18 protein-coding genes are annotated in these 22,202 nt (G+C 64.8%); 8 read left to right on the top strand and 10 right to left on the bottom strand.

Going from position 1 to position 22,202, the window contains the following annotated elements:
* Positions 1–52 precede the first annotated feature (52 nt).
* Both hutC and I6F12_RS12710 read right to left on the bottom strand, forming a co-directional pair.
* Complete coding sequence (hutC, locus tag I6F12_RS12705; protein WP_036008026.1) at positions 53–778, bottom strand: histidine utilization repressor; 726 nt, start codon at positions 776–778, stop codon at positions 53–55.
* Complete coding sequence (locus tag I6F12_RS12710; RefSeq protein ID WP_225156468.1) at positions 775–2,133, bottom strand: formimidoylglutamate deiminase; 1,359 nt, start codon at positions 2,131–2,133, stop codon at positions 775–777. Before I6F12_RS12710 ends, hutC begins: the two co-directional genes overlap by 4 nt.
* 87 nt (positions 2,134–2,220) lie before the next feature.
* On the opposite strand from I6F12_RS12710, the gene hutI reads away from it, so the two are divergent.
* The 3 genes from hutI to hutU are packed head-to-tail and all read left to right on the top strand — an operon-like array spanning position 2,221 to position 6,672.
* Entirely contained in the window at positions 2,221–3,435 is a 1,215-nt protein-coding gene (gene hutI, locus I6F12_RS12715) for an imidazolonepropionase (RefSeq protein WP_225156469.1), read from the top strand.
* A complete protein-coding gene (gene hutH, locus I6F12_RS12720; RefSeq protein WP_225156470.1) occupies positions 3,432–4,991 on the top strand; it encodes a histidine ammonia-lyase in 1,560 nt (519 codons plus the stop codon). Before hutI ends, hutH begins: the two co-directional genes overlap by 4 nt.
* 10 nt (positions 4,992–5,001) lie before the next feature.
* Complete coding sequence (gene hutU, locus I6F12_RS12725) at positions 5,002–6,672, top strand: urocanate hydratase (RefSeq protein ID WP_225156471.1); 1,671 nt, start codon at positions 5,002–5,004, stop codon at positions 6,670–6,672.
* A gap of 89 nt (positions 6,673–6,761) precedes the next feature.
* Here the strand turns inward: hutU and I6F12_RS12730 are convergent, their stop codons facing one another.
* Both I6F12_RS12730 and I6F12_RS12735 read right to left on the bottom strand, forming a co-directional pair.
* The gene (locus I6F12_RS12730; RefSeq protein ID WP_225156472.1) at positions 6,762–8,771 is read right to left on the bottom strand and encodes an EAL domain-containing protein; all 2,010 of its coding nucleotides are present in this window, start codon (positions 8,769–8,771) and stop codon (positions 6,762–6,764) included.
* A 268-nt stretch (positions 8,772–9,039) separates the two neighbouring features.
* Positions 9,040–10,173, bottom strand: coding sequence for a hypothetical protein (locus tag I6F12_RS12735; RefSeq protein ID WP_225114638.1), 1,134 nt, complete (start codon positions 10,171–10,173; stop codon positions 9,040–9,042).
* Positions 10,174–10,629: 456 nt separating this feature from the next.
* Here I6F12_RS12735 and I6F12_RS12740 point away from each other — a divergent pair, with 456 nt between their 5' ends.
* The gene (locus I6F12_RS12740; protein WP_225156473.1) at positions 10,630–11,439 is read left to right on the top strand and encodes a substrate-binding domain-containing protein; all 810 of its coding nucleotides are present in this window, start codon (positions 10,630–10,632) and stop codon (positions 11,437–11,439) included.
* Here the strand turns inward: I6F12_RS12740 and I6F12_RS12745 are convergent.
* On the bottom strand, positions 11,413–12,111 hold the full coding sequence (locus tag I6F12_RS12745; RefSeq protein WP_036007971.1) for an ABC transporter permease: 699 nt from the start codon (positions 12,109–12,111) through the stop codon (positions 11,413–11,415). The two genes, I6F12_RS12740 and I6F12_RS12745, sit on opposite strands and share 27 nt — an antisense overlap.
* A gap of 316 nt (positions 12,112–12,427) precedes the next feature.
* On the opposite strand from I6F12_RS12745, the gene I6F12_RS12750 reads away from it, so the two are divergent.
* The 4 genes from I6F12_RS12750 (at position 12,428) to I6F12_RS12765 (ending at position 16,640) form a co-directional block, all read left to right on the top strand.
* Entirely contained in the window at positions 12,428–13,279 is an 852-nt protein-coding gene (locus tag I6F12_RS12750) for a 3-hydroxybutyryl-CoA dehydrogenase (protein ID WP_036007996.1), read from the top strand.
* A 137-nt stretch (positions 13,280–13,416) separates the two neighbouring features.
* Positions 13,417–13,881: a group III truncated hemoglobin gene (locus I6F12_RS12755; RefSeq protein ID WP_036029348.1), complete on the top strand. Its 465-nt coding sequence runs from the start codon at positions 13,417–13,419 to the stop codon at positions 13,879–13,881.
* 238 nt (positions 13,882–14,119) lie between these two features.
* A complete protein-coding gene (locus I6F12_RS12760) occupies positions 14,120–14,773 on the top strand; it encodes a Rieske 2Fe-2S domain-containing protein (RefSeq protein ID WP_036007969.1) in 654 nt (217 codons plus the stop codon).
* Between the two features lie 142 nt (positions 14,774–14,915).
* A complete protein-coding gene (locus I6F12_RS12765) occupies positions 14,916–16,640 on the top strand; it encodes a methanol/ethanol family PQQ-dependent dehydrogenase (RefSeq protein ID WP_085969009.1) in 1,725 nt (574 codons plus the stop codon).
* A 94-nt stretch (positions 16,641–16,734) separates the two neighbouring features.
* On the opposite strand, the gene I6F12_RS12770 is transcribed toward I6F12_RS12765, so the two are convergent.
* From I6F12_RS12770 to I6F12_RS12790, 5 genes are all read right to left on the bottom strand, one after another.
* Positions 16,735–16,992: a hypothetical protein gene (locus I6F12_RS12770; protein ID WP_036007962.1), complete on the bottom strand. Its 258-nt coding sequence runs from the start codon at positions 16,990–16,992 to the stop codon at positions 16,735–16,737.
* A gap of 72 nt (positions 16,993–17,064) precedes the next feature.
* Complete coding sequence (locus I6F12_RS12775; RefSeq protein WP_225156474.1) at positions 17,065–19,377, bottom strand: molybdopterin cofactor-binding domain-containing protein; 2,313 nt, start codon at positions 19,375–19,377, stop codon at positions 17,065–17,067.
* Between the two features lies 1 nt (position 19,378).
* Positions 19,379–19,831 carry a (2Fe-2S)-binding protein gene (locus tag I6F12_RS12780; RefSeq protein WP_024342565.1) on the bottom strand — a complete coding sequence of 151 codons (453 nt, stop codon included), beginning with the start codon at positions 19,829–19,831 and terminating at the stop codon, positions 19,379–19,381.
* 647 nt (positions 19,832–20,478) lie between these two features.
* Positions 20,479–21,042 (bottom strand): S-(hydroxymethyl)glutathione synthase, encoded by a 564-nt coding sequence (gene gfa, locus I6F12_RS12785; RefSeq protein WP_036007953.1) that lies wholly within the window; start codon positions 21,040–21,042, stop codon positions 20,479–20,481.
* 31 nt (positions 21,043–21,073) lie between these two features.
* Positions 21,074–22,183: an S-(hydroxymethyl)glutathione dehydrogenase/class III alcohol dehydrogenase gene (locus I6F12_RS12790; protein WP_027574628.1), complete on the bottom strand. Its 1,110-nt coding sequence runs from the start codon at positions 22,181–22,183 to the stop codon at positions 21,074–21,076.
* Between the last annotated feature and the right edge of the window lie 19 nt (positions 22,184–22,202).

The following is a 22,202-nucleotide window of genomic DNA, read 5'->3' on the forward strand; positions in this document are numbered from 1 at the left end:
CCCATATGGGCGGTTCCGCGAAGCGTTGCACGATTTGTGCCGACATATCCTCTCAACCTCCCTTGAATCGCGCGACAAGGCGGTGTGAGTCACCGGGATAGAGCAGGCGCACGGCGGTGATCGTGCGTGCGCTACGCCAGGTATAGCGGTCGATCACGAGACAGGGGGCGCCGACGGCGATCGCGAGCGCTTCCGCCGCACGGTCGTCCGCAACGATGGCGCTGATCGTGTGCTCGGCCTCGGTCCATGGGACATGGTGAAGCAGCCAGGAGCCGGGCGGCTCGCGCGAGAAATCCGCGGTCGCGGCGTCAGGAACGGACGAGAGATCGATCAGCCTGTCCTCGACCGCGAACGGGACCTTATCGGCGCTATGCCGGCAGGTGATCGCGATCACCTTGTTGGCCTTCTTCACGCCGAGCCGGTCACGGTCGGCGGCCGTCGCCGCGCGCAGCTTGCGGCCGATCAGCTCGTAGCCGTAACTGCGCCCAAGCGCGGTGATCTCGGCGCGAATGTCGGCGATCTTGAGCACCGCCGACTGATGTTGCGGCCGGCGCACGAACGAGCCGGCGCGCCGCCGCCGCTCGATCAGATCGGCCTGTGCCAGCTCAGACAATGCCTTGTTCACGGTCATGCGCGAGCAGCCGTAGCGCGCCACCAGCTCATGCTCGAACGGAATGCGATGGCCGGGCGGCCATTCGCCGGTCAGGATGCGCTGCTCGATGTCGGCGCGGATGCGCTTGTAGAGCGTCGGCCTGTCGGCATCGGTGACGAGGCTCATGCAACGAGCCTCCGCATCGATGCGTTGAAGCGCTCGCGTGCGGCTTGGCGCAATCCATGCTGACCGCGCTCGACCACCTTGTTGCCCCCGGCCCAGACGCAATCGATGGCGGCGCCGCCGGCAGAAAAAATCCAGCCGTCGATGACGGCATCCTGCGCGCGTCCCGCCAGCGATGGATGCGCCGTGTCGAGCGTGATGATGTCGGCGCGCGCGCCGAGTGTGAGGCCGACCGTCGGCTGCGCCAGCGCCCGCGCGCCGCCGGCGAGCGCCCCGTCGAACAGCGAGCGTCCCGTTGAGCGGCCGGCGCCGCCGGAGAGAACGTTGCGCTGGCGGTGCTTGAGCCGCTGGCCGTATTCGAGCTGGCGCAATTCGTCAGCGGGGCCGATCAACACGTTGGAATCGGTGCCGACGCCGAAAAGGCCGCCGGTCTCGAGGAACTCTCGCGCCGGAAAAATGCCATCGCCGAGGCTCGCCTCCGTGATCGGGCAAAGGCCGGCGACCGCGCCCGTCTTGGCGAACGCCGTCACTTCCTCACTCGTCATGTGGGTCGCGTGAATGAGGCACCAGCGTTGATTTACGGGCGCATACTCCAGCAGCCATTGCACCGGGCTCCGGCCCGACCAGGCGAGGCAATCCTCGACCTCCTTCACCTGCTCGGCGGCATGAATGTGCACCGGCCCACCCTCGGCGAGTGGAATGATCGCGGCGAGCTCGTCTGGCGTGACCGCGCGCAAACTGTGCGGAGCGATGCCGATATTGGCGCCAGGCAAGGCGCTGATCGCCTGGCGCGAGGCCGTCATCAATGCGGCGAACTGATCGACCGAGCAGATGAAGCGGCGCTGCCCGGCATTCGGCGCTGCGCCTCCAAACGAGCCATGCGCATAGAAAGTCGGCAACAACGTCAGCGCAATGCCCGAGGCTTCTGCGGCCTGTACAATCCGCGCGGCCATCTCGGCGGGGTCGGCGTAGGGGGATCCGTCGCGGTCGTGATGCAGATAGTGGAATTCGCCGACGCGGGTAAAACCCTGCTCGAGCATCTCGACATAGAGCAGCGTCGCCACAGCCGCGACGTCGTCGGGCGTCATCGCCAGCGCAAAGCGATACATCGTCTCGCGCCAGGTCCAGAACGTGTCGGTGGAATCGCCGCGCAATTCGGCAAGGCCTGCCATGCCGCGCTGGAAGGCGTGGCTGTGCAGGCTCGCAAGTCCGGGAAGCGCGATGGCATGGCGCTCGTCGCCGGCGAACGGCGCCACGCCCGGCGTCACCGCGGCGATCGCGCCGGCGGCGATCACCACCTGCACGTCATTGGCCCAGCCCGAAGGCAGGAGCGCGGAAGCGAAATGCAGTCGGGTCATGATCTACACGCCGGCTGGACAGAACCGCCTTACGATTATATGTCTAGACATATAAGTCAAGCATCCCCACGGCGAATGGATACCCGCATGGCAGAGCGCTTCGACCGGATCTGGCACAATGCCCGCCTCGCGACGATGCGGGTCGATCGTCCCGATCTTGGCGAGATCGAGCATGGTGTCATCGCCGCACGCGGCGGTCGCATCGCCTATGCGGGCGCGAAAGCGGATTTTCCCGCCGATGCAGACGCTATCGAGCGGATCGATTGCAAGGGGCGCTGGATCACGCCTGGTCTCGTCGACTGCCATACCCATCTGGTCTATGGCGGCAACCGCGCGCATGAATTCGAGCTGCGCCTGAAGGGGGCAAGCTATGAGGAGATCGCGCGCGCCGGCGGTGGCATCGTCTCGACCGTGGCGGCAACGCGCCAGGCGAGCGAAGCCGAGCTCGTCGCAGGCGCGCTGCCGCGGCTCGACGCGCTGACGGCTGAGGGCGCCACTACGGTCGAGATCAAGTCCGGCTACGGCCTCGACACAGAAACCGAGATGCGCCAGCTCGCGGCTGCGCGCAGCCTCGGCCGTGAGCGGCCGGTTACGATCCGCACGTCGTTCTTGGGCGCGCATGCGCTGCCGGTCGAGGCGGGGGGTGACAAGGATGGTTACATCGATCTCGTCTGCAAGGAGATGCTGCCGGCGGTCGCAAAAGCGGGCCTCGTCGATGCCGTCGATGCTTTCATGGAGGGCATCGCATTCTCCGCCGAGCAGACCGCGCGGGTGTTCGAAACAGCGAGGGGACTTGGACTGCCGGTCAAGCTCCATGCCGACCAGCTCTCGAATCTCGGCGGCGCCGCGCTTGCCGCGAAATTCTCGGCACTCTCGGCCGATCATCTCGAGCATACAGATGAAGCCGGTGCTGCCGCCATGGCGAGGGCCGGCACGGTGGCCGTGCTGCTGCCGGGCGCGTTCTACTTCATTCGCGAGACGCAGAAGCCGCCGGTCGAGACGTTCCGCAAACACAACGTTCCCATGGCGCTGGCGACCGACTGCAATCCCGGCAGCTCGCCACTGACCTCGCTGCTGCTCGCGATGAACATGGGCGCGACATTGTTCCGGATGAATGTGGCCGAGTGCCTCGCCGGCGTCACCCGTGAAGGCGCGCGGGCGCTCGGCCTGCTGAACGAGACCGGCACACTGGAAACCGGCAAATGGTGCGACCTCGCGATCTGGGATATCGAGCGGCCCGCCGAGCTGGTCTACCGGATCGGCTTCAATCCGCTGCACCAGCGGGTATGGAGGGGGCAGTGACGGAGCAGGAGACAGCGATCGTGGTCAAGCCGGGAACAGTGAGCCTCGACGATCTCGCGCGCGTGCTCGAAGGTGCTCCCGTCGTGCTCGATCCTTCGTTCTGGCCGCGTGTCGATGCGGCTGCGCTGATCGTTGCGCAGGCCGCGCAGGCCGACGTCCCCATCTACGGCATCAACACCGGCTTCGGGAAGCTCGCATCGAAGCGCATTCCGCCGGACCAGACCGAGCTGCTCCAGCGCAATCTCATCGTCTCGCATTGCTGCGGCGTCGGCCAGCCGACGCCGGAGCCCATCGTCCGCCTGATGATCGCGCTGAAGATCGTCTCGCTCGGCCGTGGCGCTTCCGGCGTGCGCCGCGTGGTGATCGAGCAGTTGCAGGACATGCTGGCCCGTGGCGTCTATCCGCTGGTGCCGCAGCAAGGCTCGGTCGGCGCCTCCGGCGATTTGGCACCGCTCGCGCATATGACGGCCGTGATGATCGGCCAAGGGCAGGCGATCATCGATGGCAAGACTGTATCCGGCAGCGAGGCACTTGCGGCCGCCGGCCTCACGCCGCTGACGCTTGGGCCCAAGGAAGGCCTCGCGCTGATCAACGGCACGCAATTCTCGACCGCCTACGCGCTATCGGGCGTGCTGCGCGCATATCGCCTCGCCCGCGCCGCACTGGTGACCGGTGCACTGTCGGTGGATGCGGCGATGGCCTCGACGGCACCGTTCCGCCCTGAAATTCAGGCGCTGCGCGGCCATGCCGGCCAGATCGCGGCGGCCGCGACGCTGACCGCGCTGCTCGACGGCAGCGACATCCGCCTCTCTCACCTGGAAGGCGACGAGCGTGTGCAGGATCCCTATTGCCTGCGCTGCCAGCCACAGGTTGCCGGTGCCGCGCTCGATCTGATCACGCAGGCCGCGCGCACGCTGATCGTGGAGGCCAATGCCGTCACCGATAACCCGCTGGTGCTGGTCGAGACCGGGGAGATCGTCTCCGGCGGCAATTTCCACGCCGAGCCGGTGGCGTTTGCCGCAGATGCGCTGGCGCTGGCGCTGTCGGAGATCGGTGCAATCAGCGAGCGGCGCATCGCGACGCTGGTCGACCCCGCGCTCAATTTCGGACTGCCGCCGTTCCTCACGCCAGATCCCGGCATCAATTCCGGTTTCATGATCGCCGAGGTGACGGCGGCCGCGCTCTATGCCGAGAACAAGCAGCGTGCGCTCGCCTGCTCGATCGATTCGACGCCGACCAGCGCCAATCAGGAAGACCATGTCTCGATGGCCGCGCATGCTGCGCGGCGCCTGTCCGACATGGCCGACAATCTCGCCGCCATCCTCGGCATCGAGCTTCTGGTCGCTGCCCAAGGCATCACGCTGCGCGCGCCGCATGCAACCAGTGCGCCGCTGGTCGCCGTCATTGCCGCATTGCGCGAGCAGGTGCCCGCACTGGGCGCCGATCGCTACATGGCCGGCGATCTGGCCAAGGCCGCTGCATTGATCGAGGCCGATGCGCTTCCAGCTGCTGCGCTCGCCCAGCTTCCCACCGATCCGTTTCCGAGACTCGTCTGAAGAGGCCCGCATGAACCGCCGTCTGGACAATGACCGTACCATCCGCGCTCCCCGCGGCAGCGACATCAGCGCCAAGAGCTGGCTCACGGAAGCGCCGCTGCGCATGCTGATGAACAATCTCGACCCTGACGTCGCGGAACGTCCGAGCGAGCTCGTCGTCTATGGCGGCATCGGCCGCGCCGCGCGCGACTGGGAGAGTTTTGACCGGATCGTTGCGGCCTTACGCAAGCTCGAAGCCGACCAGACGCTGCTGGTGCAGTCCGGCAAGCCGGTCGGCGTGTTCCGGACCCATGCCGATGCACCACGCGTGCTGATCGCGAATTCCAACATCGTGCCGCATTGGGCGACGCTCGATCATTTCAACGAGCTCGATCGCCAGGGCCTGATGATGTACGGCCAGATGACGGCGGGCTCCTGGATCTATATCGGCAGCCAGGGCATCGTGCAGGGCACCTATGAAACGTTCGTCGAGGTCGGTCGGCGTCATTACGGCGGCAGCCTCGCCGGTAAATGGATTCTCACGGCCGGCTTGGGAGGCATGGGCGGCGCGCAGCCGCTGGCGGCGACCATGGCCGGCGCTTCGATGCTTGCGGTCGAATGCCAGCCGAGCCGCATCGAGATGCGCCTGCGGACCGGCTATCTCGACCGGCAAGCCGCAACGCTTGATGAAGCGCTCGCGATCATGGCGGACGCCGCGAAGACGAACAAGGCGGTCTCGGTCGGCCTGCTCGGCAACGCCGCGGAGATCTTCCCTGAGCTGGTGCGCCGCGACGTCAAGCCCGACATCGTCACCGACCAGACCAGCGCGCACGATCCCATCAACGGCTACTTGCCGAAGGGCTGGACGCTTGCCGAATGGGAAGCCAAGCGCGCGTCCGATCCGAAGGCAGTGGAGCGCGCCTCGAAGACGTCGATGGTCGAGCATGTCCAGGCCATGCTGGATTTCCATGCCCAGGGCATTCCGACGCTCGACTACGGCAACAACATCCGCCAGATGGCACAGGATATGGGCCTGAAGAACGCCTTCGATTTCCCCGGCTTCGTGCCCGCCTATATCCGCCCCCTGTTCTGTCGCGGCGTCGGGCCATTCCGCTGGGCCGCGCTGTCGGGCGATCCCGAGGACATCTTCAAGACCGATGCCAAGGTCAAGGAGCTAATGCCTGACGACAAGCATCTGCACAATTGGCTCGACATGGCAAAGGCCCGCATCAAGTTCCAGGGCCTGCCGGCACGGATCTGCTGGGTCGGTCTCGGCGACCGCCATCGCCTCGGCCTTGCCTTCAACGAGATGGTGGCGCGTGGCGAATTGAAGGCGCCGATCGTGATCGGCCGCGATCATCTCGACAGCGGCTCGGTGGCGAGCCCCAACCGCGAGACCGAGGCGATGAAGGACGGATCGGATGCGGTGTCCGATTGGCCGCTGCTCAATGCGCTGCTCAATTGCGCCAGCGGAGCGACCTGGGTGTCGCTGCATCATGGCGGCGGCGTCGGCATCGGCTATTCGCAGCACGCCGGCATGGTGATCGTCGCCGACGGCACACCCGAGGCTGCGAAGCGGATCGAACGCGTGCTGTGGAACGATCCCGCCAGCGGCGTCATGCGCCACGCCGATGCAGGCTACGACATCGCGATCGAGTGCGCGCGCGACAAGGGGCTCGATCTGCCGAGCCTGGCGGAGTAGACGAGGCTTTAGAGCATGATCCGGAAAAGTGCGTAGCGGTTTTCCGAAAAGATTATGCTCAAACAATAACCTAAAGCGCGCATCGCGCTTTAGGCCACGACCTTGGTCCCGGTGCCGTCGAGGCGCCGGCTCTCCTTCGCAAGATGGTCGCCAATCGCATCGGCCGGCATGGGCTTGGCGAAATAGTAACCCTGGATGAAGTCGCATCCCAGGCGGCGCAGGGTGTCGAGCTGAGCACGCGTCTCGACGCCCTCGACGACGCAGGCGATCTCCATGTCGTCGCAGAGACCGGTGAGCGATTTGATGATCTTGTGGCTGACGGGATTCTCGTTGATGTCGGAAACGAAGCTGCGGTCGACCTTGATCTTGTCGAGCGGCAACCGGTGCACGTGGCTCAACGACGAATAGCCGGTGCCGAAATCGTCCAGCGAAATGCCGCAGCCCATTGCCTTCAGCGTTGCGATCGATTGCTGTGCGCGGACGAAATCGAAGGTGACGGCGGTCTCGGTGATCTCGAAATCGATCCGGCGCGGCGGCAGCCCGCTCTTCTCGATGATCGAGATCAGCGGCAGGATGCCCTCCGCCGCACAGACATCGTGGGCTGAGAGATTGAACGACAGGCGGATGTGATCGGGCCATGTCCTGGCGATGGCGAGCGCGCGCACCAGCAGCGCTTGCGTCAGCGGCCGGATCAGTCCGATGCGCTCGGCGGCCGGAATGAAATCGGCCGGGGAGACCAGGCCGAGGCGGGCGCTGCGCCAGCGCGCCAGAACCTCGAAGCCGGCGGTGTGCTCGCTCATGGCATCGACGATCGGCTGGAACACCAGGTCCATCTCGGTGCCGAAATCGGCGGTGCGCAGCAGATTCTCGATGACTCCGCGACTGCGGATCTCGGCCTCGAGCTCGCTCGAGAAGATCACGGTGCGGCCGCGCAGATGGCGCTTGGCGTGATAAAGTGAATAGTCGGCGCACTCATAGAGTGCTTCCGCGGTCGTTGCCGATTGGGGAAACGAGGCAAAGCCGATCGAGCAGGACAGCCCGGTATGGGCGGTGTCGAGCTGGTAGGGAAGCCTGACCTGGTCGCCAATGCGCTGGCCCAGCCGCAGCAGGTCCGCATCGTCGGGGTCGCCGCAAACGACAAGGCCGAACTCGTCGCCGCCTAATCGGGCGAATTCGACCCGCTGCGGACCAAAGCCCTCGCAGACCTCGCGGATGCGCCGGCCGGCCTCGATCAGGACGCGGTCTCCGACCGAATGGCCGTAATTGTCGTTGATCGGCTTGAAACCGTCGAGATCGATGATGCCGACCGCGATCCGAACTTTCCTGCGTTCGGCATCGGTGAAGGCGCTCGACAGCTCGGCGAAGAAGCGGCGGCGGTTCGGCAGCTCGGTGAGTGAATCGAGATTGGCAAGGCGGAAGTTCTCGTCAGAGAGCGCCTGCGTCGCCGCCTGTTGCGCGAGCAGCGACTTGCGGCTGGCGACGAGATCGGCGAAGTCACGGTAGTAGATGAACAGCACCGTCACCATCGCGGCGGAAACCAGGAGGTTGTTGACCGCGATCGCCTTCAGCGTCGGCTCGCCCGTGGCAAAGAAGAACAGCACATAGGGCACGTCGACGATCAGCGTCACGATCAGCGCCGCCGAGCGCAGATGCATCAGCGAGAAGATGCAGCCGATCACGGTGACCGCCATGTAGAACGCGACCTGGCTCTTGGCGAAGGGATCGCCGTAGGGGTAGAGCGCGAAGGACCAGGCGGTGAAGCCGGCACCGATCGGCAGGGTCAGCCAGTTGGTGGCGCGCAGATTGCGCAGGATGTCGGCATCGCTGCGCACCAGCCGGCGCTGGCGTAGCCACCAGAAGGTCCGCAAGCCCGCGAGCACCGTCAGCACGGCCGGCACGATCATCGTCAGCCAGTCCGGCGCCACGTTCACATAGGTGTAGGCGACCGCAATCGTGTTGCTGATGAGGATGAAGTAGAGCAGCGGGATCTGCTTGGAGAAGGCGTCGAACTGCGCCCGCGTCAGGTCCGGATTGTCGGCGGGAACGCGAAACAATCGCATCGCGGCGGCAAGATGAGATTTCAAATCGGCAATAGGCATTGCAATACGAGCCCCAGATCCCCTGAAAAACGTGGGCAATCTTGCACGGCAGGGGTAAAGGGGCCGTTAGATCAATTCTGGCCCGGGCAGGCCAGCACTGGTTGCGCGCTGCCTTACGATTTTCCGATCGCGTGCATTGGTGAGGTCCCGTTAAGGATATCCGGCCGCAGCGTGCGCACGTCTCAGGCACAGGTCGCCCGAAATCGCTGCAGCTACCGCCTGCTATCGCCCATGCGCGACATCAGCCTAGCACATGGCCACGGTCGGATCAGGCGAGGACGGCCTGGCGCTCGCGCGCCGGTTCGCGGACGCGCTCGCTGGTCCGCGGCTCGGCAAGCTGCGTGAAGCTCCGATGGCTCGCCTGAACCGGTGCCTCGACGATCACGCCCTCACAGACGATCTGTCCGCCGAGCATCCTGAATTCCAGCTTGTCGTAGCGCGGCATTGTCTCGCCGGGTGCCGGGGGCAGCAGCCCGATGCTTCCCTGGATGTTCAGCGCGGCTTCGCCGGTGCCGTGCAGCCGCGGATTCCACATCCTGATTCCGCTCTCCGCCCAGCGCTGCCGGATCAGCGCCGCGCGGTCGGCGGGCTCTGCGGCTCTCGCGCGAACTTTCGGGACGTTGCGGATCTCTGGCGAAGGAGACGCGAGAGCCGGAGCCGGCTCGATATCGGTGACACCGCTCAAGGAGTCGTTAGTCGCCGCAGCGAGCGGAACATCGTTTGTAGGGACTTGCGGGCTTTCGACAACGAGCGCCGGTTCGCTGTCGGCGCTGGCTTCAGAGGCATCAGTCGTGACGCTATCGGCCTCGGCGCGGAGAAGCTCGACTTCTTCGACGGCGACCGGATCGACGGCAGCGGAAACGTCGGGCGAGGAGGCTGCCTCGATGATGACATCAGGGACATCAGTCAAGGCGGTCGCGACCTCCGCTGACGAAATCACAACCTCTTCTACGACGGCGGAGTCGACCTCTGTAGGAATCTCAGCAGGCGATGCATCATCATCAACGATGGCGAGATCAGAGGCTGCAACTGGCTCGCTCTCCGCACCGACCGATGCAGCCAGCACCTCCTCGGAGGCTGGCGGCGTCGCGGGCGCCTCGATTTCCGTCACGGTCTCCGGAGAGGAGTCCCCGCTGATACGGATTTCGTCGGACGGATTCTCCGCGACGACAGACACAGCCGCATCGTTCTCCGCGACCAGAGCCTGGGTGGCGGGGGCAGCGTCGTCGCGCACCGGGGCGGTGCTGATCTCGGCGCTTGGAGCTTGAGCCGGGACCGCGACGTCTTCGATGATGGCGGGCGCAGCGTCCGTGACGGTCGGCGCGACCTCAATGTTGCCGCTGTGCGGCATAGGCCGGAGTCGGGAAAACGCCCAGTTCACCGCAGGGATGCGGCGCAGCAACGATATCAGTCTCGAAAGCACTGGGAGTTGTCCAAGAGGTACTCGGCGTGAGGCAATCGCTGATTCGCCAGCAATGTGAAAACCTGCCCCGGCCGTCACATCCGTGTCAACGTAGGCAGGACCAATTGCAGAACATCCACGCATCCAGCGCGCATCCGCCCGAGTTACGCAACCCGCACAGCAGCCGATGATGCAATAATACCCCTGTTTTGCCCGACGCCGCAAGCGTGTCTTCGGCAACACCGAAATGCTCAAGCCTTTCAACCCCATCGCTACTGTGCATGGGGTTGTTTTTTCACTTCTTGTTTTGCAGGCGTGCCTAGCGCGCCGGCGCGCTCTTTCTGCCAGACGAGGTGCACCGCGCGCATCAACTCTCGTTGCGATCCGAAGCTTGGGGTTCCCGCCATCCTCGCGAGCCGCTATTCAGAACCGTCATTGCCCAGCCCGGGACGTCGCATGAGGAAGCTTGTCACCATCGGAGCGGTTCTGCTCTGGTCCACCATCGCATCCGCACAGGATCGCACCATCACCGTGGCTTCGACCACCTCGACGGAACAGTCGGGGCTGTTCGGTCATCTGCTGCCGCTGTTTTCGAGGGCCGAAGGCATCGGCGTGAGGGTCGTCGCCGTCGGCACCGGTCAGGCGCTGGACATCGGGCGGCGTGGCGATGCCGACGTCGTGTTCGTTCACGACCGGACGGCCGAAGACAAGTTCATGTCCGAAGGGCAGGGCGTGAAGCGCTTCGACGTCATGTACAACGACTTCGTCATCATCGGCCCCAAGAGCGATCCGGCGCAGATCTCGGGCAGCAAGGACGTGGTCGATGCGCTGCGCAAGATCGCGACGCAGAAGGCGCCGTTCATCTCGCGCGGCGACAAGTCCGGCACGCATGCGGCCGAGCTGAGACTATGGAAGGAGGCAGGCGTCGACCTCAGTGCCGGCAAGGACATTTGGTACCGGGAGATCGGCCAGGGCATGGGTCCGGCGCTGAACATGGCCTCGTCGTCGAATGCCTACCTCCTGTCGGACCGCGGCACCTGGCTGTCGTTCAAGAACCGTGGCGAACTCGCCATCCTGACCGAGGGTGACAAGCGGCTCTTCAACCAGTACGGCGTCATGCTGGTCAATCCTGCAAAGCATCCGAACGTGAAGGCAAAGGAGGGACAGGCTTTCGTCGACTGGCTGGTTTCGCCGCAAGGGCAGCAAGCGATCGCCGGGTACAAGGTCGGTGGCGAGCAGCTATTTTTCCCCAACGCGCCCAACTAGGACGAAGGCGACGGTCGAGACCGCGACGCTGAGAGCGAGCAGGATCAGCCCGAGTCCGAGCGCCAGCGGCAGCTCGCCTTTGCTGGTTTCCAGCGCGATCGCCGTCGTCATCGTGCGGGTGAAGCCGCGGATGTTGCCACCGACGATGATGATGGCACCGACTTCCGCAATGGCGCGCCCGAACGCGGCGAGAAAGGCCGTCAGCAACGAGGTCCGGCCGAGCGCGAACAGCAGGGCCATGCTGCGCAGGGCCGACAGCCCGTCGATCCGCGCCAGGTCGCCATACTCCGCCCACAACAGGCTTGCCGGCCGGTGCACCAGCGCCACCACGATCGGCGTCGCCAGCAGCGTCTGCGCGATCACCATGGCGGCCGGCGTGAACAACAAGCCCGCCGCCCCGAACGGGCCGGACCGCGACAGCAGAAGATAGAGCGCGAGCCCGACCACGACCGGCGGAAGCCCGAGCAGGGCATTGGTCAGAATGATGATGATTTGGCGTCCCCGGAAGCGGGTGATCGCAAGCAGGGCTCCAAAGGGGGCGCCGATCAGGAGCGCCAGGATGCTGGCTGTCAGGCTGACCCGCAACGACAGGGCGACGATGCCCAATAGCTCGGTGTCGGCGTCGCCGATCAGCGCAAAGGCGGCACCGATGGATCGTGCGAAATCGTTCATCCGGTCTCGGGCAAGCCCCTGTTCCGCGGTAGCCCCGCGCCGCCCTTCTCGCTGCTGCCGCTGCCATAATCAAGGGGCCAGGGGGTGGGCAACCCCGCCGGAGCCGTTGGAGAAGGGCTCAGGATGATCGATAGACGCGGCCAGGGACCGACAATCGAGGCGCCTGGCGGCCCCGCGGGCGGCTTTCTTCCGGCCTCGGATGCGCTAAGGAACAGGATCGGGTCGCGCCGGCCCAATGGCGGTGCTAGACCCTAATGCAGGAACAATGGAGCCGGGCTGCGACTGGCGCGCCCGCAAGGATGAAGGATGTGACGCAATGATCCAGACCGTTGGCATCATCGGGGCAGGGACCATGGGGAACGGCATCGCGCAGGTCTGCGCGGCCGCCGGCCTCTCGGTCGTAATGGTCGATATTTCCGATGCGGCGGTGAACCGCGGCCTTTCGACCGTCGGCGGAAGCCTCGAGCGGCTGGTCAAAAAAGAGAAGATGTCGGCGGCCGACCGCGAGGCGACGCTCAAGCGCATCACCGGCACCACGGACCGGGCGAAGCTGTCGGATTGCGACCTCGTCATCGAGGCCGCGACCGAGAACGAGGAGCTCAAGGTCAAGATCCTGAAGGATCTCTGCGCCACCCTGTCGCCGCGCACGCTGGTCGCGACCAACACCTCCTCGATCTCAATCACCAAGCTCGCCGCCGCGACCGACCGTCCCGACCGCTTCATCGGCATGCACTTCTTCAACCCGGTGCCGGTGATGGCGCTGCTCGAACTCATCCGCGGCCTGCAGACCTCGGACGACACCCATGCCAAGGCGCTGGATTTCGCCAAGCGCGTCGGCAAAGTGGCGATCACGGCCAAGAACAGCCCGGGCTTCGCCGTCAACCGCATCCTGTGTCCGATGATCAACGAGGCGATCTTCGCGCTCCAGGAGGGCATCGCGACGGCGGAAGAGATCGACGCGGGCATGAAGCTCGGCTGCAACCATCCGATCGGGCCGCTCGCACTTGCCGATCTCGTCGGGCTCGACACCATGCTTTCGGTGATGGAGGTCTTTTACAAGGGCTTCAACGATCCTAAATATCGGCCAGCGCCGCTGCTGAAAGAGATGGTCGATGCCGGCCATCTCGGCCGCAAGACCGGGCAGGGCTTTTACACTTATTCCGCCTGACGAAGGCATTGGCGGCGGGCGCCCAGCGTCCGCCGCCAGATCCCGCAATTTGCGCTGCGACAAAGACGCCGCGTGCGATAGGCCCGACAATGTCGAACGGGCGGCCTGCGGGGATAACGGAACGGATAGCAAAGGACATGTCGGATCGACTGAAGGCCGAGCGGGAAGCTGCGGCCGCGCGCCGGAGCCTGTTGACCCAGGATGCGATCGAGCGCACCGGGATCACCGAGGAGATGATTGGAGAACTCGTCACCCGCTTCTACGGACGCGTGCGCGAGGACGCGCTGTTGGGGCCCGTCTTCGGCGTCGTGCAGAATTGGGACGAGCATCTCGCCAAGCTCAGGGATTTCTGGTCGTCGGTCGTGCTGATGAGCGGCCGCTATCATGGCTCACCGATGCGGGCACACCTGCCGCTCAGCCTGGCCGGCGGCCATTTCGATCGCTGGCTCGACCTGTTCGAGCAGACCGCGCGCGAGGTCTGCCCGCCGGCGGCGGCTGCACTCTTCATCGACAAGGCGCGTCGTATCGCCGACAGCTTTGAGATGGCGTCGGCAACACTTGCGGGCCGCATCGCTTCGCCGCGTCACGTGCTCAGGTCGTGAAGGACACCGATGCCTGCGTGGGATTCCGCATCGCATCGTGGCGTCGCAGCAATTCCTCCATCATCGGATCTGATCTGCGAAATCATCATGCCATTCGCGCAACGCGATGTAGAAATCGCGAAAACGCGCTTGAACGCATTTACTCCTACGCAATCAACGCGAGCAAAGCCATATTGATGCACTGCGGCGCCAAGTCTTCGCCTTGTTTTCGGCAGAGTTCCAGCGCCTGCTAGCGGGCATGGCTCGCGCATCGTTCGATACCCATTCATCATCTTCCGAAAATGCTACGGAACCCGACGTCGAAGCGGGCACCGAACAGACACGGCGATCCCTGCTGCTCGGTGCGATGGCCACGACGGCGTGTCTCGGCTGTTCAACCAGGGCCCGCGCAGGTGAGGATCCGCCCGGCTCGGATGAGCGGCCGCAGAAAGGCGATCTGCTCGTCTTCTCCGAAGGTGACCAGGAGGGAAAGCTCATCACTGCGGCTGATCTACGGGTCGGTGGACCGCCGATCCATGCCTGGCCGAAGGACCCCACCACATCGGTGGTGCGCAGCGCCTCGCGGCTCAACGAAATCCTGATCATCAAGCTCGATCCCGCCGACCTCGACGAGAAGACCCGCGCGCGCGCCGTCGACGGCATCATCGCCTATTCGGCGATCTGCTCGCATGCCGGCTGTCCCGTCACCGCCTGGGTGAAGAGCGATGTCGGCGACAAGGAGGTTTTCAAGTGCATGTGCCACAACTCCGAATTCGATCCCCGCGCGGGCGCGCAGGTCGTGTTCGGGCCGGCGCCGCGGCGGCTAGCAGCGCTGCCGCTGGCGCTCGCTGATGGTTCGCTCAGCGTCGCCGGCAATTTCATGGGAAAGGTAGGTGGCACACAGCCAGGATGATGGACGGTTGCGGGCTGGGCCCGCCTCACGACTAGCCGCCACCGCCGAAAGGCGGAAGACGGGACGAACGACAAGAATTCACAACAAGAATTCACAACAAGAATTCAAGCGGATGAAAAGGGGAACGTCCATGAAAACTTCCATGATCAGGAAGCAATGGTTACTGTCCGGCTTGGTCGCCTTCACGTGTCTTGCCTCAACCGCCGCTCTATCGGGGCCGATCGAGAGTTATTCTCCGGTCACCGCGCAGCGGCTGGAAAACCCCGAGCCCCACAACTGGATGCTTTACCGGCGCACCTATGACGGGCACGGCTATAGCCCGCTCGATCAGATCAACACCTCCAACGTGAAGAACCTCACACCGGTTTGGACCTTTTCCACTGGCGTGGTCGAAGGCCATCAGGCCCCGCCGATCGTCAACAATGGCGTGATGTTCGTGACGACCCCAATGGGCCAGGTGATCGCACTGAATGCGAAGACCGGCGACGAATACTGGCGCTACAAGCGGCAGCTTCCTGACGATCTGTTCCAGCTGCATCCGACCAACCGCGGCGTTGGTCTGTGGGAGGACAAGCTCTACCTCGCCACCACGGACGACCACGTGGTCGCGCTCGATGCCAAGACCGGCAAGGTGCTGTGGGACACGAAGGTGCAGGACTACAGGAAGGGGCAGTACCTCACCCTGATGCCCTTGATCGTCGACGGTAAGGTCATTGTCGGCGGCTCCGGCGGCGAGTTCGGCGTGCGTGGCTATATCGTTGCTTATGACGCCAAGGAGGGCAAAGAGTTGTGGCGGACCTACACCATCCCCGGTGAAGGCGAGCCCGGTCATGACACCTGGCAAGGCGACGATTGGAAAAACGGCGGCGGGTCGGCCTGGATGACAGGCAATTACGACAAGGAGACCAGGACGATCTATTGGGGTGTCGGCAATGCCGCGCCATGGCCCGGCGACTCGCATCCCGGCGACAATCTCTACACAGCCTCGGTGCTCGCGCTCGATCCCGACACTGGCAAGATCAAGGCCTATCACCAATACCACCAGAACGATTCCTGGGATTGGGATGAGGTCGACGCGCCGATGCTGATCGATTTGCAACGCAACGGCCGCACCATCAAGAGCCTGGTCCATCCCGGCCGCGACGCGATCTTCTGGGTGCTGGAGCGGACTCCGACCAAGATCAATTACGTCGCCGGATGGCCGTTCGTCTTCACTGACGTCTGGAAGGGCATCGACGAGACCGGCAAGCCGATCGTGGATCCAGCGCACAAGCCGGTGATCGGCAAGCGCGTCGAGTTCTGTCCCTCGCTGTGGGGCGGCAAGGATTGGCCATCGGCGGCCTACAGCCAGAGGACCGGCCTCGTCTACGTGCCTGCCAACGAGAATTTCTGCGGCGGCTTTACCGGCGAGAAAGTGCCACTCAAGCCGGGCGAGCTCTGGCTCGGCACCAAGCCGGAAGACATCGGCCTGAAGACAAAGCCGGGCGCGGATCATTTTGGCGAGCTCCAGGCCTGGGATCCCGCAACCGGAAAGAAGGTCTGGCAGCACAACTTCCCCAAGTCGCATCTGTTCGGATCGGTCACCGCGACCGCTGGCGATCTCGTCTTCGTCGGCGGGACCAACGACCGCTATTTCCGCGCCTTCCACGCCAAGACGGGCGAACTGCTGTGGGAGCAGAAGACCAACTCCGGCATCGTCGGCATGCCGGTGTCATATGAGATCGACGGCACGCAGTACATCGCGATCCAGTCGGGCTGGGGCGTCGACGCGCAGCGCATCCAGGATGCGCTCGTGACCAACAATATCGGCATCGAAGCCAACGTGCCGCAGGGCGGCGTCGTCTGGGTCTTCGCGCTGAAGAAATAGCTCCGCGGGCGGATCGAAAGAAGCGGAGCAGCGGGGGGTGGCGAATGCGGCGGATGGCAACATCCGCCGCATTTGTTTGCGCAGCGCCAGATAACTACTTCCCCTCGCGCTCGACCTTGTCCTTCTCCTTCTGGTTCATCTCGCGAATCTTGGGATCCGGATTGTGCTGCCCGGTGGTCTGGGTGGCGGAGGCGGGTGGGGCGTTGGCGTTCGGCAGCGAAGTCTGGTCGGGGCCGGTGGGGCGCGTCGCGGTGGTCGGCGGCGTCGTGTTGCTCTGGGCGAATGCGCCCGCGGCGGTCAAAAGAAAGGCGCCCGACAGCGAGACTGCGAGCGCACTTGAGATGTTGGTCATCGATCTGCTCCTGTCAGATCGATGGAAACGGCGCGAGGCGGCTTGTGTTCCGCCTCGCACTTCGGTTCCGTCTCACGCCTCCAATTGCTTGCCGATCGGAAGCGCGCGGATGCGTTTTCCCGTCGCTGCGAAGATCGCGTTGATCAGGGCTGGCGCGAACGGAGGGACGCCGGGCTCGCCGACGCCGCTCGGCGGCGTGTCGGGTCCGGGCGGCACGATGTAGACATTGGTCACCACAGGCGAGTCGTCCATCCTGACGACCTGGAAGTCGTCAAAATTCTTCTGCTGCACCTTGCCGTCCTTGAAGGTGATCTCGCCGTATTTGGCGAGACTAAGCCCCATGATCGCCGCGCCCTCGATCTGCGAAGCGATGCGCTCGGGGTTGACATAGGTGCCGCAATCGATCGCCGTGTCGACCCGCGGCACCGTCAGCTTGCCCTTGTCGTCGACGGCGACCTCGACGATGGTCGCGATGTAGCTGACGAAGCTGCGGTGCACGGCGATGCCGAGACCGTGGCCCTTCGGCACCTTTCGTCCCCATTCGCCCTTCTCGGCGACCAGCTCGACCACCTTGCGCAGGCGCGCGGTGTCGATCGGGTAGCTGTCCTGGGGCTCGCCGTAATTCCATAGGTCCTTCACGTTGGGCTTGACGATGCGAGGCGAGCCGATCAGCTCGAGCAGCATCTCTTTCTGGTCGCGGCCCGTTGCCTGCGCGATCTCGCCGACCATCGACTGGACGGCGAAGGCGCGCGGGATGTTCGAGACCGCGCGGAACCAGCCGATGCGGGTGAACGCCGCGGCTTCCGGGTTCTCGCACGAGATGTTCGCGATCTCGAACGGCACATCGACCAGGCCCATGCCGATCTCGAACGGCGCCTGATGCACCGTGCCGGCGGCAAAGGTCGAGGCGATGCTGGGAGCCACGCTGCGGTGGCGCCAGGCGATCACCTTGCCGCTCTTGTCGAGGCCGGCCTCGATCCGCTCGACCGAGACGGTGTGCAGGAAGCCGTTGTGGATGTCGTCCTCCCGCGTCCACTGCACCTTCACCGGAGCACCGAGCTCCTTCGAGAGCAGCGCGGCTTCGAGCGCAAAGTCGCATTTCGACTTGCGTCCGAACCCGCCGCCGAGCAGCGTCACGTTGACCGTGACGTTGGCCTCGGGAATGCCGAGCGTCTTGGCGACGTCCTCGCGGGTGCCGCCGGGGCTCTGCACCGGCGCCCAGATCTCGGCCCTGTCGCCCTTGACGTCCGCGACCGCCACCGGCGTCTCCATGGCGACATGGGCGAGATGCGGAAGGTAATATTCGCCGACGATCACCTTGTCGGCGCTCTTCAGGGCAGCGTCCGCATCGCCCTCCTTGCGCAGCACGAGCCCCGGCTTGCGCGAGGCCTCCTCGAGCTCCTTGCGGTAGGCGACGGAGTCGTATTTGCCGTTGGGACCGTCGTCCCAGGTCAGCTTCAGCGCGTCGCGGCCCTTGATCGCCGCGCCCGTGTTGCGCGCGATCACCGCGACGCCGCCGAGGGGCTGGAATTTCGAGGGCCACGGCCAGCCGCGCACCTGCATCACCTTCTCGACACCGGGGATCTTCAGCGCCTCCGCCGGCTCGAACTTGACCAGCTTGCCGCCGGTCACCGGCGGACGGGCGATCACGGCATATTTCATGCCGGGCAGCCGCACGTCGGCGCCGTAGTTCGCCTTGCCGGTGGTGATGTCGTGGAGATCGACGATGCCGATCTGGCCCTTGCCGAGATAGCGGAAGTTCTTGGGGTCCTTCAGCTTGAGGCCCTCGGCGCTCGGCACCGATTCCTTGGCGGCGTCGGCAGCGAGCTCGCCGAAGCCGAGCTTGCGCCCGCTGGCGCTGTGCACGACCTCGTGGTTGACCGCCTTGACCTCGGTCGCCGGCACGCCCCAGCGCTTGGCCGCGGCCTGCTCCAGCATTGTGCGAGCCGAAGCGCCGATCTGGCGCATCGGGATCAGATAATGCCGCGTGCTGCGCGAGCCGTCGGTGTCCTGGTTGCCGAACTTGACCTCGTCGCCATGGGCTTGCTGCACCTTGACCCTGGACCAGTCGGCCTCCATCTCCTCGGCCACGATCAGCGGCAGGCTGGTGCGCACGCCGGTGCCCATTTCCGAACGATGCCCGACGATGGTGACGATGCCATCCGCGCCTACCGAAACGAACACGCGCGGATCGACCACGACGCCGTGCGGCATCTTGCCGGCGCCGGTCTCATAGGCGAGCGCCTGGCGCGACATCACGGGGGCGGCGAGCACGAAGCCGCCGGTGACGCCGAGCCCCTTCAGGATGCTGCGGCGCGACACCTTCTCGACCTTGATGTGCTTTTCGAAGCCGCGAAGCTTGCGGGGATTGTCGATGAAGTTCATGTCACACTCCCGTCGATGCGAGATGGACGGCATTCTCGATGCGCTGATAGCAGCCGCAACGGCAGATGTTGCCGGACATCGCCTCGCGGATCTGGTCGTGCGAGGGTTTGGGATTCTCCATCAGAAGCGCCGCGGCCTGCATGATCTGGCCGGCCTGGCAGAAGCCGCATTGGGGCACGTTGACCTGACGCCACGCCTTCTGCACCGGGTGATCGCCGTTCGGATGCAGGCCTTCGATCGTGGTGACCTCGCGTCCGGCGACGTCGTTGACGGACGTGATGCAGGCGCGCACCGCTTGCTTGTCGACGATGACCGTGCAGGAGCCGCACAGCGCCTGGCCGCAGCCGTATTTGGTGCCGGTGAGCCCGGCCTCGTCACGCAGGAACCAGAGTAGCGGGAGATCCGGGTCACCGTCCCAGCTCTGTTCCTGGCCGTTGATCTTCACCTTGATCATGATCGTGCCTCGCTCTTCATAAGCATGCCAAATTCAAAGTCCGCCGACGCCGGCCGGCGACGGTTCGTGCGTCGTCTCGCCACATCCCGCCGTAGTCCCGCGCGGGCAAATCCCGGAGGGAGGCAGGAACGCAGGTAGCGATGTCTGGATGTGCTCGATACCTCCCGTTTTCTTCTTAATTGATTGTACGTCGTGCGGCATCGTGACGGCGCGACCTTAGCAGAGATCGCGCCGACCCGGCGTTCACAGCCGAGTGTTCTCACCGGGAAAAGATTGCATTGACGGTTTGTCAAAAGCAGGGCGCGTCATCCGCCACGTTGCGTATCAAATGGACGCAACGAAAAAAGCTTCGTCCGCCGGCTGCACCGAACGGACGAAGCAGTAGGCCTCAGTCGAGGGAGGGAGAACGCAGAGCACCGCGAACTTCAAGCAGGAAGCGGACGGTCCTGCGCAGTCATTCAGAGACCAGGACTGAGGAGCCGATGGTCCTCACCCACGCGTGGTGCAGAAGCGGCGGCATCGCGCCGCGGTGGTCCCGGCAGCGGGGCCCGTGAGGCTCGCTGGCGGCAACGAACGCCAGCGAGTTGCAGATGGTGTAGCCAAGATCCGGCGGCCGGCCAGTTCAGGCGGGCGTCCAGGCAGTCTTCCTAAGCGGCTTTGGCCTTCGCGACATGGGTCGCGATCGCGTCCATCAGGGGCGGGGACAGGCAGTCATAGGGCTCGAGGCCGATCTCCTTCAGCCGCGAACGGATGCCGGCCATCTGCTCGGGCTTCACACCCGATTCGATCACGGAGGAAACGAAGGCGGCGAATTGCGGCGCCTGCGAGCCCTGCTCCTGGAACAGTTCGGGATGGATGAAGTCGAGGCCGTAGAACGGATGGTTCTTGTTCTCGATCCGGCCGTACATGTGCGTGCCGCAGGCCTTGCAGGCGTAACGCTGGATCACCGCGGAGGGGTCGACGATCTGGAGCTTGTCGCCGTTCTCGAGCACGGTGACGTTCTGGCGCGGCACGACGGCGACGACGGAGAAGGTCGCGCCCTGCGGCTTCCAGCACTTGGTGCAGCCACAGGCGTGATTGTGGGCGACGTCGCCCTTGATGCCGACCTTCACCGGGTGGTCGCTGCATTTGCAGGCCAGCGTGCCGCCGGCGAAGCTGCCGCTGCCTTGCTTGATGCCGTTGTCGATCGAGGGATGGAGTGCAACAGTCATGGTCGATCCTCCTTGGTGTGACGTTTTCGAGCTAGAACACGACGACTGAACGGATGGATTTGCCCTCGTGCATGAGGTCAAAGCCCTTGTTGATCTCCTCGAGCTTGAGCACGTGGGTGATCATCGGATCGATCTGGATCTTTCCGTTCATGTACCAGTCGACGATCTTCGGCACGTCGGTGCGCCCGCGCGCGCCGCCGAAGGCCGTGCCGCGCCAGTTGCGGCCGGTGACGAGCTGGAACGGGCGGGTGGCGATCTCCTTGCCGGCCTCGGCGACGCCGATGATGATCGAGGTGCCCCAGCCGCGATGGCAGGCCTCCAGTGCCTGGCGCATCACGGTGGTGTTGCCGGTGCAGTCGAAGGTGTAGTCGGCGCCGCCGTCGGTGAGGCCGACGAGGTGCTGAACGATGTCGCCGGTGATCTTCTTCGGGTTGACGAAGTCGGTCATGCCGAACCTGCGACCCCATTCCTCCTTGGAATCGTTGATGTCGACGCCGATGATCTTGTCGGCGCCGGCCATCTTGGCGCCCTGGATGACGTTGAGGCCGATGCCGCCGAGGCCGAACACGACCACGTTGGAGCCTGGCGTCACCTTGGCGGTGTTGACGACGGCGCCGACGCCGGTGGTGACGCCGCAGCCGATGTAGCAGCTCTTGTCGAACGGCGCGTCCTCGCGGATCTTGGCGACCGCGATCTCGGGCAGCACGGTGAAGTTCGAGAAGGTCGAGCAACCCATGTAGTGGTAGATCGGCTTGCCCTTGTAGGAGAAACGGCTGGTGCCGTCGGGCATCACGCCCTTGCCCTGCGTCGCGCGGATCGCGGTGCAGAGATTGGTTTTCTGGCTGAGGCAGCTTTTGCACTGCCGGCATTCCGGCGTGTAGAGTGGGATGACGTGATCGCCCGGTTTCACCGAGGTCACGCCGGGGCCGATCTCGCGGATGATGCCGGCTCCCTCATGTCCCAGGATCGACGGGAAGATTCCCTCGCTGTCGAAGCCGTCGAGCGTGTAGGCGTCGGTATGGCAGATGCCCGTCGCCTTGATCTCGACCAGGACTTCGCCGGCCTTCGGGCCTTCCAGATCGACCTCGACGATCTCGAGCGGCTTCTTGGCTTCGAAAGCAACGGCGGCACGTGTCTTCATCGGTAGCTCCTCAAATTCT

It is taken from the genome of Bradyrhizobium sp. IC4059 (assembly GCF_020193615.1).
GTDB lineage: Bacteria > Pseudomonadota > Alphaproteobacteria > Rhizobiales > Xanthobacteraceae > Bradyrhizobium > Bradyrhizobium yuanmingense.